Source organism: Duganella sp. P38 (assembly GCF_050859475.1).
Taxonomy (GTDB): Bacteria; Pseudomonadota; Gammaproteobacteria; order Burkholderiales; family Burkholderiaceae_D; genus Rugamonas.
Window position 1 is genome coordinate 4373114 of record NZ_CP193936.1, and the last position, 15709, is coordinate 4388822.

13 protein-coding genes, 1 pseudogene and 1 riboswitch are annotated in these 15709 nt (G+C 67.5%); of the genes and pseudogenes, 5 read left to right on the forward strand and 9 right to left on the reverse strand.

The window, feature by feature from the left end:
• Window positions 1-15 precede the first annotated feature (15 nt).
• Both ACRQ5J_RS20315 and ACRQ5J_RS20320 read right to left on the reverse strand, forming a co-directional pair.
• A complete protein-coding gene (locus ACRQ5J_RS20315) occupies window positions 16-444 on the reverse strand; it encodes a sulfite exporter TauE/SafE family protein (RefSeq protein WP_432379272.1) in 429 nt (142 codons plus the stop codon).
• Window positions 402-728, reverse strand: coding sequence for a hypothetical protein (locus ACRQ5J_RS20320; protein ID WP_432379274.1), 327 nt, complete (start codon window positions 726-728; stop codon window positions 402-404). Before ACRQ5J_RS20320 ends, ACRQ5J_RS20315 begins: the two co-directional genes overlap by 43 nt.
• An 88-nt stretch (window positions 729-816) precedes the next feature.
• Between ACRQ5J_RS20320 and ACRQ5J_RS20325 the strand changes: the two genes are divergently transcribed.
• Window positions 817-1707 (forward strand): LysR substrate-binding domain-containing protein, encoded by an 891-nt coding sequence (locus ACRQ5J_RS20325; RefSeq protein WP_432379276.1) that lies wholly within the window; start codon window positions 817-819, stop codon window positions 1705-1707.
• A gap of 191 nt (window positions 1708-1898) precedes the next feature.
• Here ACRQ5J_RS20325 and ACRQ5J_RS20330 read toward each other — a convergent pair whose 3' ends face one another.
• The 3 genes from ACRQ5J_RS20330 to ACRQ5J_RS20340 all read right to left on the reverse strand — a co-directional run bounded on the left by ACRQ5J_RS20330 (window position 1899) and on the right by ACRQ5J_RS20340 (window position 6230).
• Window positions 1899-3767: a flagellar assembly protein A gene (locus tag ACRQ5J_RS20330; RefSeq protein WP_432379278.1), complete on the reverse strand. Its 1869-nt coding sequence runs from the start codon at window positions 3765-3767 to the stop codon at window positions 1899-1901.
• A gap of 64 nt (window positions 3768-3831) precedes the next feature.
• Window positions 3832-5739 carry a flagellar assembly protein A gene (locus tag ACRQ5J_RS20335; RefSeq protein ID WP_432379280.1) on the reverse strand — a complete coding sequence of 636 codons (1908 nt, stop codon included), beginning with the start codon at window positions 5737-5739 and terminating at the stop codon, window positions 3832-3834.
• Window positions 5740-5924: 185 nt separating this feature from the next.
• Window positions 5925-6230: a hypothetical protein gene (locus tag ACRQ5J_RS20340; protein WP_432379282.1), complete on the reverse strand. Its 306-nt coding sequence runs from the start codon at window positions 6228-6230 to the stop codon at window positions 5925-5927.
• A 303-nt stretch (window positions 6231-6533) separates the two neighbouring features.
• Here ACRQ5J_RS20340 and ompR point away from each other — a divergent pair, with 303 nt between their 5' ends.
• The 3 genes from ompR (at window position 6534) to ACRQ5J_RS20355 (ending at window position 9415) form a co-directional block, all read left to right on the forward strand.
• The gene (gene ompR / locus ACRQ5J_RS20345; RefSeq protein ID WP_304514953.1) at window positions 6534-7235 is read left to right on the forward strand and encodes an osmolarity response regulator transcription factor OmpR; all 702 of its coding nucleotides are present in this window, start codon (window positions 6534-6536) and stop codon (window positions 7233-7235) included.
• Between the two features lie 123 nt (window positions 7236-7358).
• On the forward strand, window positions 7359-8621 hold the full coding sequence (locus ACRQ5J_RS20350; RefSeq protein WP_432379284.1) for an ATP-binding protein: 1263 nt from the start codon (window positions 7359-7361) through the stop codon (window positions 8619-8621).
• Window positions 8621-9415: a hypothetical protein gene (locus ACRQ5J_RS20355; protein ID WP_432379286.1), complete on the forward strand. Its 795-nt coding sequence runs from the start codon at window positions 8621-8623 to the stop codon at window positions 9413-9415. The genes ACRQ5J_RS20350 and ACRQ5J_RS20355 overlap by 1 nt, the downstream gene beginning before the upstream one ends.
• Here the strand turns inward: ACRQ5J_RS20355 and ACRQ5J_RS20360 are convergent.
• Complete coding sequence (locus ACRQ5J_RS20360; protein ID WP_432379288.1) at window positions 9378-9887, reverse strand: Imm26 family immunity protein; 510 nt, start codon at window positions 9885-9887, stop codon at window positions 9378-9380. The genes ACRQ5J_RS20355 and ACRQ5J_RS20360 overlap by 38 nt on opposite strands.
• Window positions 9888-10004: 117 nt before the next feature.
• Window positions 10005-10103, forward strand: a riboswitch (TPP riboswitch).
• Window positions 10104-10160: 57 nt separating this feature from the next.
• Between ACRQ5J_RS20360 and ACRQ5J_RS20365 the strand changes: the two genes are divergently transcribed.
• A complete protein-coding gene (locus ACRQ5J_RS20365; protein ID WP_432379290.1) occupies window positions 10161-12302 on the forward strand; it encodes a TonB-dependent siderophore receptor in 2142 nt (713 codons plus the stop codon).
• A 59-nt stretch (window positions 12303-12361) separates the two neighbouring features.
• Here the strand turns inward: ACRQ5J_RS20365 and ACRQ5J_RS20370 are convergent, their stop codons facing one another.
• The 3 genes and pseudogenes from ACRQ5J_RS20370 to ACRQ5J_RS20380 all read right to left on the reverse strand — a co-directional run.
• Complete coding sequence (locus ACRQ5J_RS20370) at window positions 12362-12913, reverse strand: AAA family ATPase (protein WP_432379292.1); 552 nt, start codon at window positions 12911-12913, stop codon at window positions 12362-12364.
• Complete coding sequence (gene pnuC, locus ACRQ5J_RS20375) at window positions 12910-13554, reverse strand: nicotinamide riboside transporter PnuC (protein ID WP_432379294.1); 645 nt, start codon at window positions 13552-13554, stop codon at window positions 12910-12912. Before pnuC ends, ACRQ5J_RS20370 begins: the two co-directional genes overlap by 4 nt.
• A 1-nt stretch (window position 13555) precedes the next feature.
• Window positions 13556-15685 (reverse strand): annotated as a pseudogene (locus tag ACRQ5J_RS20380) (S46 family peptidase); the annotation flags it as partial.
• Between the last annotated feature and the right edge of the window lie 24 nt (window positions 15686-15709).

Consider the following 15709-nt stretch of genomic DNA (forward strand, 5'->3'; position numbering starts at 1 on the left):
ATGACGGGTAACAGCTTAACGTAGCAACTGATGACCGCCGAGCGCCAGCAAAGCGATAAAAAAGCAGCGGCGGAACAGCAGCGGCGCCATGCGCGCGCGCAGCCACTGGCCTAGCTGCATGCCGGCGATGGCAGGCAGCAGCGCCAGCGCCGACTGCCAGGCGGCCGTCACCTGCCACTCGCCGCGCGCCGCCAGCATCACCGCCAGCGCCAGCGTGCCGACGGTAAAAGCCATGCCAAGCGCCTGCACCAGATCATCCTTGTCCAGATTCAGCGCCTGCAGATACGGCGCCACCGGCATCACAAACACGCCGGTCACGCCGGCCATCAAACCGGTGGCTGCACCGGCCAGCGGCCCGGCCCAGCGCTCATGGCGCGGCGCCACGCTCAGTCGCCAGCCGCTCAATCCCAGCAGACCGTAGCCAACCAGCGCCACGCCCAGCACCCCCCGCTCCACGCCGCCGCGCCCAGCGCGAAGGCGCCCGCCACGCCGGCGCAGATGGCCAGCATCACCCAGCGGAACCGCTGCCACAGGGGATACACCGACGGCCCGGCGGCCAGTTGCCACACATTCGTCACAGACGAAGGCACAATCAGCAAGGCGGCCGCCTGCAGCGGCGGCATGCGCAGCGACAGCAGCGCGATCGCCACCGTCGGCAGGCCCATGCCGGTCACGCCTTTCACCAGGCCGGCCACTATGAACACGGCGGTAATAAACAGAATCTCCATGAACGATATTGTGCCGCGCCGCGCTGCGGCTGAAAATGTGGAATATACTGAGCCAGACTTCGGATAATACTTAGGCACGCACCCGGCCATGCGCTTCGACCTGACTGACTTGCAACTGTTCATCCACATCGCCGACAGCGGCAGCATCACCGCCGGCGCGCAGCGGGCGCACCTGGCGCTACCGTCGGCCAGCGCGCGCGTACGCGGCATGGAGGAAGCCCTCGGCGTGGCGCTGTTGCAGCGCGGCCGGCGCGGCGCCGAGCCGACCGAGGCGGGCCGCACGCTGCTGCAACACGCGCGCGCCATCACCCGACAGGTGGAAAGCATGCACGCCGACCTGGCGCAATTTGCCGAGGGCCTGCAGGGACAGGTGCGGCTGCTGTGCAACACCTCGGCCATCACTGAATTCCTGCCGGACGCGCTGGCGGCCTTTCTCAAGGCGCAGCCGCAGCTAAGCATCAACCTGGAAGAGCGCATGAGCCGCGAGATCGTGCAGGCGGTGGCCGACGGCGCCGCCGACATCGGCATCATCTCGGACGCGGTGGACAGCGCCGGGCTGCAAACCTACGCCTTCCGCGACGACCCGCTGGTGCTGGTGATGGCGCACGGCCATCCGCTGGCGCGCCAGCTCGGCCAGCGGCGCCGGCTGGCGTTCGCCGAGGCGCTCGATCACGATTTCATCGGCCTGGCTGGCGACAGCGCCTTCCAGCAGAACGCCAGCGAGCAGGCGGCGCGGCTGGGACGGCGCTTCCGCTGCAAGATCCGGCTGCTCAGTTTCGAGGCGGTGGCGCGCATGGCCGCCAGCGGCGCCGGCCTCGCCATCCTGCCGGCGACTGCTGCGCGGCGCAGCCCGGAGAAGCTGCGGGTGCTCAAGCTGAGCGATAGCTGGGCCGACCGCAAGCTGCTGATCTGCGTGCGCGACGACGCAGCACTGCCGGAGTATGCGCGCGCGCTGGTGGCGACGCTGCGCCGGCAGTAGCACGCCGGGCCGACAGCGGCATCTGCGGCACCGGCAGTAGCGCGCCGGGCTGACAGCGGCATCCGCAGCACCGGCAGTAGCGCGCCGCGCTGGCAGCGGGGTTCCGCGGCACCAGCAGTAGCGCGCCGGGCCGGCAGCGGCGTCTGCGGCGCGGCAAGCAAAGCCGGCCAGGGCAGCCGCCTGCGGCCGCGCTAGTCGTCGACCTTGGGCGCCCAGTTGATCGGGCCGACTGCGCCGCTATGCAGCACCGTCATGCCCGGCTCGGCGGTGCGCACGCGCGCCTTGACCTCCTTCGGCGGCCGGTCGTACGGCGGCGCCTCGCCCGGCACAAAGCTCATGGTCCGCAGCAGCACATCGCCGGTCAGCAGCTCCACCACGCAACGCGAGCCGCGCTGCATGGCCTGCTTCTGGCGCAGCACCTGATTGACCTCCTCGTGCGCCTGCTCCTGCTGCACCTGCGCCGCCTTCATCGCCAGCGAAATCTTCGCCACCTGGCGCAGCGCCGGCCCGACCGCCTCAGCCATCTTCTGGAACAGCGGCAGCTGCTCTGGCGTTAGCGTCACCTCGCGTTTGCGCACACGCGTGGCCAGCGTCAAATAATTGCGCACCTCGGTCTGGCCGGTGATCCCGTCCATCTCGGCCTTGCGCGCCTCGGCCTCGCGCGCGGCCGCCGCCACGCGCGGGCGCAGCGCGTCGAGCTTCTTGTCGTACTGCGCGGTATCGGGCACCAGCGCGTACAACAGCATCTCGCTCTGCTTGCGCGGGCCGGCGTGGACGATCTCGATCTTGCGGGCGGCGATGGCGCAGCCCTCCGCCACCTTGATCACCACCTCCTCGGCGATGATCTCGCAGTTGCTGGCCTCCCCGATCACCACGCGGGTGCCGGAAATAATGCAGCTCTCGGCGCGCGACAAGGCGATTTCGCCATGCCGGGTCTGCAGCACCGCGCCCGATGCCACGCCGCGCACGCGGATGGCGCCATCGGCGTTGGTGGCGCTGCCGCTCATCAGATTTTTGTTCAACGCGATATCGCCGCCGCGCGAAATGATGTTGCCGAACACATTGCCGTGGATCGTGATGTTGCCGCCTTCGACCACGCGCTGCTCCTGCACGTCGCCGAACTCCTCGTACTCGGCGGTCAATTGCAGATTGCCGGTGGTGCGCGCGCTGACGCCCTCGCGGCTGATGATCTTCGGCCCGATCGACAAGCGCTTGCTGCCCGGATCGACGCTCAGAAAACCCTCGACCGCCGACAGCAGGAACTCGCCGCCGCGCAGGTGCTCGATCACCGTCCCCTCGCCGGCCACCGCGGCCAGCTCGATATCCTTGGGCAGCGGCGGCTCCAGCACCAGGCCGGACAGCTCATAGCCGCGCACACCGGGCGCGCGCGGCACCTTGCGCAGCAACTTGACGTTGGGTTTCACCTGCGGGAAGCGGTTCTGGAAAGTCTGCAAGTCCAGCCGTCCCTCGCCCATGTCCTTGGGCGCGTTGCTGCGGTGGATATCCTGCGACACCTCGACGATGGCGGCGTCGCGCCCCGGCACCGCGTTCAGGCGGCGGGCGACGATGATGCGCGCCAGGCGGCCGCTGGCGATGACGTCGCGCACGGCCGGCGCATCGATGCCGAAGCGGATGCCCTTGGCCCACATGTCGGCGACAAACTCGTCGAAATTGAGCCGCGCCGGCTGCGGCGGCAGGCCGGGCAACTCCATGAACACCTGCTCGAAGTAATACTCGGCCTCGCCGTTGATGACCTTGACCGTCTTGTACAGCGCGCGCCGCGCCGCATGGAACGGCAGGATGATGTCGGCAAAGCGCAGCAGCGGCTGCGCGCGCAGCGCCTCGGGCAGGTCGGGGCCGACGTTGTAGAGCATCTTGCTGAAGACGGCGTAATCGAGGCCGCCGAAAAAGGCGCTGCTCATGAAGATCTGGCTGACGCCGGTCAGGCAGGCCAGCGCCGTGGCGTCGGCCTTGAAAAACACGCCGTCCTCGCGCTGGACGATCGCGGCCGGCAGCTCGCCATCGGCAGGTGGTTGCAGCGCCGTCGCCTCGTCTGACACAGTCTAATCCCCAGGAAAATAGTAGCCCAAGATTAGCATTTACGGCGGTCCAGCGCCAGCCGCATCACGGCGCCGGCCGCGGGCGCGGCTGCAGGTGCCAGTCGAGCGAACCGGCGCTGTCGGCAAACAGCAACTGGCCGCCGTTGGCGCTGCCGCGCAGGCGCTGCTTGAGCTCCCGCGCCGGCAGCTGGCGCAGCAGCGCCGCCTCGCCGGTGAACGGCAAGGTGCGCACCACCGTCTCGCCGGTGGCCAGGTGCAGGCCGCAGCGCGCCACGCCGGCCGCCTCGGCCTGCTGCGCCAGCAGCTGCGCCAGCCGGTCCCGCAGCAGCTTGTGCTGGGTCAGGCCGACCTGCAGATCCTGCTTCTGCCGGGTCAGCGCCTGCATCTCTGCGGCCACGGCGGCGGCGATCTTGCGCAGGTGCTGGCCCTGCTCGGCGGTCAGCAGCAGCTCCTGGGTGCGCAGCTTGGCCGCCAGCGCCAGGTAGCGGCGCACATCCGGCAAGGCCGACAGGCGGGCGATCTCGCGCTCGCCATCGGCATTGGCCTGGGCAAAGGCGGCCAGGCGCAGCTCCAGCTCGGCGATCTGGCGGTCGAACTGCGTCACATCCTTGACCAGCACATGGATCACCATCTCGGTGCGGCGGCGCGGACCGGCGCTCTCCACTTCGACATTGCGGCCGGCGATGGCGCAGCCCTCGGCCAGCGTCACCCGCACCTCGTCGCCGATGATCTCGCAGTTGGACGCCTCGTCGACCTGGACCCGGGTGGCGGAAATCACGCAGTTCTCGGCGCGCCGCACGCTGACAGCGCCGTCGGCCGCATGGATCACCGCGTTCGACGCCACGCCGGCGATGCGGATTTCGCCGGCGGCGTTGTGCACGCTGCCGCCGACCAGGTTGCGCCCGAGCCGCACGGCGCCGCCGCGCGAATGGATATTGCCGTAGACGTCGCCGTGCACGGTGATGTCGCTGCCGGTCAGCTCACGCTGCTCCTGCACGTCGCCATACTCCTCGTAGGCGCCGGCCAGTTGCAGGTTGCCGGTGGTGCGGCCGCTGACGCCCTCCAGGCTGACGATCTTGTCGGTGACGGCGACGCGGTTGGACTTGGCGTCGACGCTGAGAAAGCCGTCGCGCGTCGACAGCAGATACTCGCCGTCCTCGCAGCGGCGCGCCTCGGTGCCCTCGCCGGCCAGCAGCGCCAGGGTCAGCTCGCGCGGCGGCGGCGGCTCGGTGCGGCGCCCGGCAAGGTCGAAGCCCGGCAGGCCCGGCACGGCCTCCTGCTTCTTCAGCAGGCGCACGCCGGCCTTGATCTGCGGGAAGCGGTTCTGGAAGCTCTGCAGGTCGATGCGGCCGTCGGCGCGCGCCTTGGGCGCGTCGCTGCGGTGCAGCGCTGCCGACACCTCGATCACGGCGGCGTCGCGCCCGGGCGCCGGCGCCAGGTCGGAGGCAAAGGTGATGCGCTCGGCCTTGCCGCCGGCCAGCGCCATCCGCACGGCCGCGACGTCGATGCCGAAGCGGACGCCCTGGGTCCACATCCACGCGACGAACTCGTCGCTGTCGAGCCGCGCCGGGCGCTCCGGCAGCAGCGTGCCGTCGGGCAGCGTGACTTCCTCGAAATACAGCGGCTGGAAATAATACTCGGCGTAGGTCAGGCTCATCCGGGGCGGCTGGTACAGCGCCAGCCGTTCCGGCGCGAATGGCAGCGCGGCGGCCGCCAGGCGCAACGCCTGCAGGCCGCCGAGGTCGGGGCCGACGCCGTACAGCGCCTTGATCAGCGCCGGATAATCGAGGCCGGCCAGAAACCAGCCGGACCCGAACAGGTGGCCGACCGCCGCCGCCAGGGCCGGCGCCGGCATGCCCAGATCAATATAAATCCCGTCCGCGCGCTTCAGCAAACCAAGGGGCAAGCCGGGGCCGGGCGCTTGTGGCTCCTGGCCGGCGGCTAGCGCTGCGGGTGCAACGTCGTGTACCACGGTCATCCTCCCAACGGCACGCAGGCCGCCGGAGGGCGTTGCGTGTAATAAATTAATATTACACGCAGACCAAGGGAAAACCAGATGGAAAGCGCCCGGCCGGGCGCGATGTGTGCGAATATTGATACAAATCAATAGTACGCGAATAACAACTTTATGGCTGCTTGATGTTTGCTTGCCGTGGATTAACGCTTGGGCGGCACCGAGTACAGATCCTGACTGGCCTCGTTGATCTGGCGGCGCAGGTCGCGCCGCTCGTCCGGCGTCATGCGGCCGACGCGGCGGCTCATCTCGGCGTTGCGGCTGGCCTCCTGCATGGCGCGGCGCTGCTCGTCGGCGCGCAGCTCATAGTTGCGGGCCTCGAACTGGCGCGGGTCGACGCGCTGCTCGCGCTGCTCAAAACGCTGGACCTGCTGCACCTGCTGCTGCGACTCGCGCCGCTCCTGCGCCCAGGCGGCGCCAAGCGCGGCGCAGGACAGCGCGGCAGCCACGCTGAATCGAACGCAAAAAGATGCGCTAGCTGCCGCGGATTTTTTTGTGATCGATGAACATGGCGTTCCCTGGAAAGCTGACTCTATGCCGGCAGTGTAAGATGGTTTGTCGGAGGTGATAAGGCGAATTGGGTAAAGTTTGTAACACTTTGTAATGACTTATCCCGTGCGCGTTTTCCCAGGACGAATATGACGTTACCATAGCAACATGAATAAGACAAATCTGGCTGCCAAATGACTAGTACAACCACCGATGCCGGCCACCCGGCCGCCGCCAACACGCCCGGTCACGCCGCCAAGATCATGGTGGTGGACGACGACGTGCGCCTGCGCGACCTGCTGCGCCGCTACCTGACCGAACAGGGCTTCAACGTCTTCACCGCCGAAAGCGCCACCGCGATGAACAAGCTGTGGCTGCGCGAACGCTACGACCTGCTGGTGCTGGACCTGATGCTGCCCGGCGAGGACGGGCTGTCGATCTGCCGCCGCCTGCGCGGCGCCGGCGACCAGACGCCGATCATCATGCTGACCGCCAAGGGCGAGGATGTCGACCGCATCGTCGGCCTGGAAATGGGCGCCGACGACTACCTGCCCAAGCCGTTCAACCCGCGTGAGCTGGTGGCGCGCATCGGCGCCGTGCTGCGCCGCCGCGGCCCGGACGAGATCCCCGGCGCGCCGTCGGAAACGCCGCAGACCTTCGAGTTCGGCCAGTTCGTGCTCGACCTCGGCACGCGCACGCTGAAGAAAAACGGCGAGACGGTGCCGCTGACCACCGGCGAATTCTCGGTGCTGAAGGTGTTCGCGCGCCACGCGCGCCAGCCGCTGTCGCGCGAAAAGCTGATGGAACTGGCGCGCGGGCGCGAGTACGAGGTGTTCGACCGCAGCCTGGACGTGCAGATCTCGCGCCTGCGCAAGCTGATCGAGCCCGATCCGTCCAGCCCGCTTTACATCCAGACCGTCTGGGGCCTGGGCTATGTCTTCATCCCGGAGGGACAACCGCGCTGAGCGGACGGTTATGGCTTTGCAGCTCCCCTAGTCCGGCGCGCCCTCGGGCTGCGCCTGGCCGCGCTTAAAAGCGGCCTGTTCTGGCGCACCTTCTTCCTGCTCGGCGCGCTGACGACCACCAGCATGACGGCCTGGGTCGGCATGATCAGCGTGGTGCAGCACGAGCCGCAGGTGCAGCAGATCTCGGCCCAGGTGATCTCGGTGGTCACCATCACCCACGCCGCGCTGACCCACGCCGCGCCCGAGCTGCGGCGCGAGCTGCTGTTCGAGCTGGTCGCCAACGAGGGCATCCGCGTGTTCACGCTGGAGGACGACGACGTGGTGGCGCCGCCGGCCGACAACGCGCTGATGCCGGACATCGAAAAGCTGGTCAAGGCCAAGCTGGGCGCCGACACCCGCTTCTCGTCCAAGGTCAACGGCGTGGCCGGCTTCTGGGTCAGCTTCAACATCGACGACGACCGCTACTGGCTGATGCTCGAACGCGAGCGCATCCGCGGCCTGACCGGCATCCAGTGGCTCGGCTGGGCCAGCGTGGTGTCGCTGGTGTCGCTGCTGGGCGCGGCGCTGATCTCCAGCCTGGTCAACCTGCCGCTGCGCCGGCTGACCCAGGCCACGCGCGCCTTCGCCCAAGGCAGGCGGCCGGCGCCGCTGCCGGAAAAGGGGCCGCGCGAAATCATCGAGGCCAACCGCAGCTTCAACCAGATGGTCGACCAGCTGCAGCAGGTCGAATCGGACCGCGCGGTGATCCTGGCCGGCATTTCGCACGACCTGCGCACGCCGCTGGCGCGCATGCAGCTGGAAGTCGAGATGGCCAACCTGTCGGAGGCGGCGCGCGAAGGCATGCAGTCCGACATCGGCCAGATGGACGCCATCATCGGCCAGTTCCTCGACTACGCCAAGCCGACCGAGGCGTCGAGCTTCCTCGACGTCGACCTCAGCGAGCTGCTGCGCGACACCGCGCACGAGGCGGCGCGCCTGCCGGACGTGCGCATCAGCACCGACATCGCCCCCGGCGCGCACGCCATGGGCAACGCCACCGACATCAAGCGCGTGATTAACAACCTGATCGAAAACGCCCGCCGCTACGGCAAGACGCCGGGCCAGGACTACACCGAGATCGACCTGCGCTGCAGCGTCAAGGGCGCGCACGGCGCCAAGCGGGTCACCATCGAGGTGCAGGACCACGGCCCCGGCGTGCCGGCGGCGCAGATCGAGCAACTGCTCAAGCCCTTCACCCGGCTCGACGAGGCACGCGGCCAGGCCAACGGCGCCGGCCTCGGGCTGGCGATCGTCGACCGCGTGGTCGGCCGCCACGACGCCGAACTGCAGGTGCGCAACCGCGACGGCGGCGGCTTGCAGATCCAGATCGTCATGAAAGGCCTGTGATGCGCCATCCCCTGCATTCCGGCGCGCCGCTGGCGTTGTTGGCGTTGTTGGCAACGCTGCCGGCGGCCGGCAGCGCGGCTGCGGCGGCCCCTGCCCCGCCAGGCGAGGCGGCCAGCGGCGGCCGTGCCCGCGCCGCCGCCACGGCCAAGGCGGACGCAACGCAGACGCGCGCGGCCAGCGACGAGGAGCGCGCATCGTTCGAGGCTTACTACCGCCAGCAGGTGCCGGCCGGCGTCAGCGGCGGCGCGGCGCTGTTCGCGCCGACGTTCGACATCCAGCGCCGCCGCGGCGAGCCGTGGCGGGTGATCGCCCGGGTCGACTCGGCGCCGCGCCACCACACGCCGGAACTGTGCCGGCAAATCCGCACCAGCTACATCTACAATCCCAAGGCGCCGGCCGGCCAGCGCTGGGCGCCGTCGGCGGCGCCGCCGGAATGGCAAGTCTGGCTGGCCACGCCAAAAGTGATTTGCACGGCCGCCCGCTACACCACCCGCATGGACCCGGCGGTGCACCCGGACGACGTCACCGCGCTGATCTGGCAGCACCGCACGCTGCTGGCCCGCGCCCGCCTGCTATTTGCCGGCAATTCGTCGTGCGCGCGCCAGCGTTCGCTGACCTTCCGGCTGGCCGCGATCGAACCGGCGGCGCCGGCCAACGGCGCCCCGGCCATGGTCGGCATGGTGTTCGAGAGCGACCGCGACACGCTGGTGCGGGTGGCGGTGCGCAAGAGCCGCGGCGAATACGCGGCGTGGAATGTCAACTGCGCTGACTCTGCGCGCCAGCCTGCTGGTTGATCGGGTGGTCCGGCGCTTCCAGCAGCTTGGTCAGCAATAGCTCGACCGAGCCGTAGCCGTACAGCGAATCGGCGTCCAGGCCCTGGGTTTCATACGGCACCGACTCCTCGCGCTCCGAGCGGCCCGGATCGCTGTCGGCATATGTCACACGCCACGCGCGCCTGAGGGCGTCGGCGCGGCGCAGGAACTGCGGCACCGGCCACATGGCCGGCTGCCACACATCGATCTCGCCCAGCACGCGCCAGTGGCCGCTGGCCAGCGCCATGTCGCCGCAGCGCAGCACCTTGACCGCGTCCTGCGGGCGCAGCGTGTTCAACTCCTCCACCGCCGGAAAGCGCGGCAGCTTGGGGCCGAACAGATAGGCCAGCATGATTTTGCTACCCGGCGTCATGCGCGCCACCAGACCCCAACCGTAGCCGCCGTCCAGCAATGGCACGGCAAACCAGCTCCCCTCTTGATACGACTGCTTCATTCAAATCCTTTCAACCGCCGCCCTGTGGCGGCGCAAGTCGGAAGTGTAGCGACGCCGCGCAAAACGCGGCGCACGGCACCTCGCCTGCTGGCGCGGCATGACAACTGTGTTACACTGGCGCCTCGCTAGGGGTCCTGGAACATCGTTTCCGGGTGAGAGATACCCTTCGTACCTGATCTGGATAATGCCAGCGAAGGAAAGCGCAAAAGTCGGTCTCCCCTCCTTTGATGGCTCTCTTCGCCGGCGTTCCAGCCGAACACGTAGAGAGCAGATATGTCCACACCAAACTTCGCAGTGTCCGCCATCGCCCTGGCGGTTTTACAGATCACCACCGGCGGCGCGCACGCGGCCGACGAGGCAGCCGCCGAGCAAACCATGCAGGAAGTGGTGGTCAGCGCCGCCAAGACCCGCGCCGGCGCGGCCAGCGTGGCCGGCTTCAGCAACGCCCCGCTGCTGGAAACGCCGGCCTCGGTCAGCGTGCTGACCGCGCAGCAGATGCTGGACCTGCAAATCCGCTCGACCACCGACGCCGCCCGCTACGACGCCAGCCTGAGCGACGCCTACAACGCGGTCGGCTACGCCGAGCAGTTCTCGATCCGCGGCTTCAAGCTCGATAACGCGTCGAGCTACCGCAAGGACGGCATGGCGATCGCCGGCGACACCCAAATCCCGCTGGAAAACAAGGAACGGCTGGAAGTGCTCAAGGGCCTGTCCGGCCTGCAGGCCGGCGTCGCCGCGCCGGGCGGCATCGTCAACTACGTCACCAAGCGCCCGACCGACACGCCGCTGCGCACCGTGGTGCTGGAAGCGCGCGAGCGCGGCACGCTGTACGGCGCGCTGGACGTCGGCGGCCGCTTCGCCGGCAGCGACTTCGGTTACCGCGTCAACGTCGCCGGCGAACGGCTGCGCTCCTACATCAAGGGCGCCGACGGCAACCGCAAATTCGTCTCGGCCGCCTTCGACTGGCGCCTGTCGCCGCAGGCGCTGCTGCAGATCGACGCCGACTACCAACGCAAGTCGCAAATCACCGCGCCCGGCTACCAGCTGCTCAACAACGCCACGCTGCCCGACGTGCCGGCCGACCAGCTGCTCAACGACCAGCCGTGGAGCCGCCCGGTGGAAACCACCAGCAGCAACGTCGGCGCGCGTTTCGAATACCAATTCTCGCCCGAGTGGCGCGCCACCGTCAGCGCCAACCAGCACCACTTCAAGCGCGACGACTACACCGCCTTCCCTTACGGCTGCGCCGCGCAGGAACTGTATCCTGGCTTCTGCGGCAACGGCGACTACGACGTCTACAACTACATCAGCCTGGGCGAGAAAAAAGCGCCGCTGACCGCCCAGGCGCTGCTGCAGGGCCGCTTCGCCACCGGGACCGTCGGGCACGACCTCACCATCGGCGCGTCGTTCTTCAAGAATCGCGAAAAATGGGGCGACTATTTGTACGACTGGTCGGGCACCAGCAATATCTACCACCCGGTGGCGGTAGCGCCGGCGCCGGGCAGCAGCGGTCCCGTCTCGGAGCGCCGCCGCGACAACGAGCGCGCGCTGTTCGCGCAGGATATCGTCAGCATCAGCGAACAACTGAAGCTGCACGCCGGCGCGCGCTACGTGCAGGTCAAGCGCGACGAATATGTCGGCGCCGACGACAACGGCGTCGTGCTGCCTTACGCCCACACCGACATCGGCTTCTGGCTGCCGAACGTGGCGCTGGTGTACGCCGTGCGTCCCAACGTCTCGACCTATGTGTCGTATGCGCAGGGCCTGGAACACGGCGGCGTGGCGCCGATGGGCACCGGAAACCAGCACCGCGCGCTGGAGCCGGGCAAATCGAAACAAGTGGAAGTGGGCATCAAGGCCGACATCCGCCCGGACCTGAGCGCGACCGTGGCGCTGTTCCAGATCCGCAAAGGGCTGGAATACACCGACGCCGCCAACTACTACGTGCGCAACGGCGAGGCGCAGAACCGCGGCCTGGAACTGGGGCTGAACGGCCGCGTCAACCGCGATTTGAATGTCGGCGTCTCGGCCACCGCGCTGAACACGCGGCAAAGCGGCACCGGGTCGGCGGAACTGGATGGCAAGCGCGTTACCGACGTCGCCGCCTTCAAGTCATCGGTGTATGCGGATTACGCGGTGCCGGCGGTGGCGGGCCTGAAGGTTGGCGCCAACTGGCAGTATTCGGGCAAGAAGGCGTTTGACGCGGCCAATACGGTGTTTGTGCCGAAGTACCATGTGACGAATCTGAGCGCGTCGTATGCCACGCGCATCGGCGGCGTCGGCACCACCTTCCGCGCGGGGGTGGATAATGTGTTCGACAAGTTCTACTGGCGCGACGTCACGCCGGACCTGGGCGGCTACCTGATGCCGGGCGCCTCACGCACGGTGCGCATTTCGGCCACCGTCGACCTCTGACCCCGCCGTCGTCGTTCCCGCGCAGGCGGGAACCCATGCTGGGCTGGCAGGCAAGCGTTCTATGGGTTCCCGCCTGCGCGGCAGCGACGTAGTGGCTCGTCCGCCTGGGCAAGGCGTTCGGTCATACCACCACTGATCGGCACAAAGGAAATCCCACGTGCCGCCAACTCCTCATGCAGCAGGCGATGGATGGTAACGCTCACCTCCTCGCTCTCGCGCTGCAAACCATCGGCCACCCACGGAATATCGGGCGCGGTCACCAGCGTCAGCGCATAGTCGCGCGCGTGCGCGTCGGCCAGCGGGGCCAGCCCGGCATCGATACCGCCGAAATAATGGCGGCTGTACACCGCCGTCATCAGCGGCGTGGTATCGCAAAACAGGTAGCCCCGCGCGCGCGGCGCGGCGGCATCTTCATGCGCGCGCTGGGTGCGCGCGATATGGATCTGGTCCGCCGCCACCGGCACACGGCCTTGCGTATCGACGAACTCGCGCAGATACTCCGGCACCCAAAGCGTCTGATAACGCTCCGCCAGCGCGGCGGCCAGCGTGGTCTTGCCGGAGGACGCCGTGCCGAGAATGGCAATGCGCAGCGGCGCCGATGAGGCGCTCATTCCAGCGCCAGCCTGCGGCCGCCGCCATGCGTATCGCCGCTCCACGCGCGCAGGCCGATCACCGCCATCCCAACGAACACCGCGTACAAAATCGCAGTCAGCATCAGGTGCTTATGCAGATAGAGCGCCACATACAATACATCGACAATGATCCACACATGCCAGTTCTCGATCTTTTTGCGCGACAGCAGCAGCTGGCCGACCAGCGAGCCGGCGGTAAGAAACGCGTCCGACTTCGGCACGTCGGTATCGGTATAGTTCTTGAGGAACCAGGCCAGCGCCACAAAGCCCGCCAGCCAGGCCACGCCGGCGATCACGCGCCCGCGCGCCGTCAGCGATGTCACCGGCAGCCTGTCATGGCGGTCATCCCCATGCAGCCACTGATACCAGCCGAAAATCGACACGGTGATAAACACCAGTTGCAGGCCCATGTCGCCATACAGGCGCGAACCATAAAACACCAGGCCGTAGGTGGCAGACGAAATGATGGCGAACAGCCAGGCCCAATGGCTCTGGCGGATATTCAGCCACACCGTCGCCACCGACAGCAGGAACGACAGCAGCTCCAGCGGGGTCGTGGCGAAGACTGCCAGGTGCAAAGGCGTGTTCGCGTAACTTAACAGGAGCTGCAAGGTCGTCATTTTTAGGATACTTGATGGTCATCTCTTTGAGCAGATTGTCGGCATGGTCGACTTCCGCCATCACCCACAGCATATACCGGATATCCAGATGGATGGCGCGGGTGATGTCGCGGTCGAAGTACCAGTCCTTGGTGATCGACTCGTAGGTCGAATCGAAGTTCAGGCCAATCAGCTCGCCGTGCTTGTTCATCACCGCCGAACCGGAGTTGCCGCCGGTGGTATCGGCGCTGGTCAGGAAATCGACCGGCACAGTGCCCAGCACCGGGTCCTTGAACTGGCCGTAGCGCTTGGCCTTGATCGCATCGAGCAGGTTTTGCGGCGCGTCGAACGGCGCCTTGCCGGTGTTCTTCTCGACGATGCCCTCGACGGTGGTGAACGGCCCCTTGGTAATGCCGTCCTTCGGCGAATACGGCGACACGGTGCCATAGGTCACGCGCAGCGTCGAATTGGCGTCCGGGTAGACCGGCTTGCCCTGCGATTTCTTCCACGCGATGACCGCCGCCATGTACTGCGGGATCACGCGTTCCAGGTTGCCATCAAGCTCCTTGCGGCGCTCGATCAGCGACTGGTTCACGCCATCCAGCTTGACCGCCAGCTGGATGAAGGCATCCTTCGACGCCTGCACCGCGCCGGCGTCCTTGCCGATCCACGACAGGCGCGCGGCGGTATCGCCCAGCTGCGACTGCGCGTACAGCGCCGGCACCGCGTCCACCGCCGGCAGCAGCGCATCGAGGCCTTCGACGTGCATGGCCTGCGGCAGCTTGGCGTAACGTTGCAGCGCGGCCGTGAAGCGGGCCTGGTCGACACTGCCGACATACGACTGTTCCAGGCGATTCAGGCGCGCCTTGATGAAGCTCAGGTCGCGCTGCTGATAGCCCAGCTCACGCTCGGCGTCCGGCTTGGCGCTTTCCTGCGCCAGGCGGTACAGCGACGAGGCAGACTTCAGCAGGTCGCTGGTCACCGCCACGCTGTAGCCAAACTCCTCGCCGCTGAGGGCGATGTCGGCGGCGATCAGCGCATCCAGTTCCTGCAGCAGCTTCTTGTCGGCGTTGGGCTGTTTTGCATACCAGGCGCGGAACTCGGCGTCCTGCACGTCCTTGATGGCGGCGATGTCCTTGCGCGCGAAGCCGTCCATCAGGCCGCGGGTTTTCTTCATCACATTATTCAGGCCCTTGACCACGCTGGCATAGCGCACCGCGTTGGCGGCGCTGTCCTTGGTGGCGGCGGCGATCACGTCCAGGTCGGACTGGATCTCGTCGGCCTTGGCCGGATAGGCGGCGTCGCGCGCGAAGCGGATCTCCGACGGCAGCTTGTAGCGGCTGGTGCGGCCAGGATAGCCGGCCAGCAGCACCGGATCGCCGTTCTTCAGGCCTTGCGCCGAGACGACCAGGAAGTCCTTGGATTTGTACGGCACGTTGTCCGCCGACGGATCGGCGGGACGGCCATCCTTGCCGACGTAGGCGCGCAGGAAGGAATAGTCGCCGACGTGGCGCGGCCATTCGTAGTTATCGACGTCGCCGCCGAAATCGCCCAGCGAGTTGGCCGGCGCGTAGACCAGGCGCACGTCGCGGATCATCATCTGGCGAATGCGGTAGTATTCCAGGCCGCGATGGAAGGCCGGCACCGAGCAGCGGTAGAACTTGTCGCTCTCGCATTCGGCGATCAGCGACTTGATGGCCTTGTCCACGGCCACGCTGCGGGCCTTGCCGCTCATCGAAGGCGTAACGTCTTTCAGCACGCGGGCGGTGACGTTTTCCACCTTGTCGGTCACGTACACCAGCGTGTTCGGGCCGCCCGGCAGCTCGGCGTCGCGGGTCTTGGCCAGGAAGCCGTTGGCGATGTAGTTGTGTTCGGGCGTGGAGTTGCGCTGGATGGCGCCGTACGCGCAGTGGTGGTTGGTGACTACCAGGCCGGCATCCGAGACGAACGACGCCGAGCAGCCGCCCAGCGACACGATGGCGCTCATCGGGTGCTTCGACAGGTCGGCCAGCTTTTCCGCCGGGATGGCGATGCCGACGCGTTTCAGTTCGGATTTCAGTTGCGGCAGCTGGTACGGCTGCCATTGGCCTTCGTCGGCGTAAGCGCTTGTGGCGCACAGCACTGCGGCGGGAATGACTAGGTATTTAAACAAGATAAGGGCCCCTGATTGATTTCG

Bases quoted from the DNA above. Each gene is read 5' to 3' on its own strand.
- pnuC (WP_432379294.1), bottom strand. From the start codon at position 13,554: ATGACGACCTTGCAGCTCCTGTTAAGTTACGCGAACACGCCTTTGCAC.
- ACRQ5J_RS20325 (WP_432379276.1), top strand. From the start codon at position 817: ATGCGCTTCGACCTGACTGACTTGCAACTGTTCATCCACATCGCCGAC.
- ACRQ5J_RS20365 (WP_432379290.1), top strand. From the start codon at position 10,161: ATGTCCACACCAAACTTCGCAGTGTCCGCCATCGCCCTGGCGGTTTTA.
- ACRQ5J_RS20355 (WP_432379286.1), top strand. From the start codon at position 8,621: ATGCGCCATCCCCTGCATTCCGGCGCGCCGCTGGCGTTGTTGGCGTTG.
- ACRQ5J_RS20370 (WP_432379292.1), bottom strand. From the start codon at position 12,913: ATGAGCGCCTCATCGGCGCCGCTGCGCATTGCCATTCTCGGCACGGCG.
- ompR (WP_304514953.1), top strand. From the start codon at position 6,534: ATGGTGGTGGACGACGACGTGCGCCTGCGCGACCTGCTGCGCCGCTAC.
- ACRQ5J_RS20350 (WP_432379284.1), top strand. From the start codon at position 7,359: ATGACGGCCTGGGTCGGCATGATCAGCGTGGTGCAGCACGAGCCGCAG.
- ACRQ5J_RS20360 (WP_432379288.1), bottom strand. From the start codon at position 9,887: ATGAAGCAGTCGTATCAAGAGGGGAGCTGGTTTGCCGTGCCATTGCTG.
- ACRQ5J_RS20320 (WP_432379274.1), bottom strand. From the start codon at position 728: ATGGAGATTCTGTTTATTACCGCCGTGTTCATAGTGGCCGGCCTGGTG.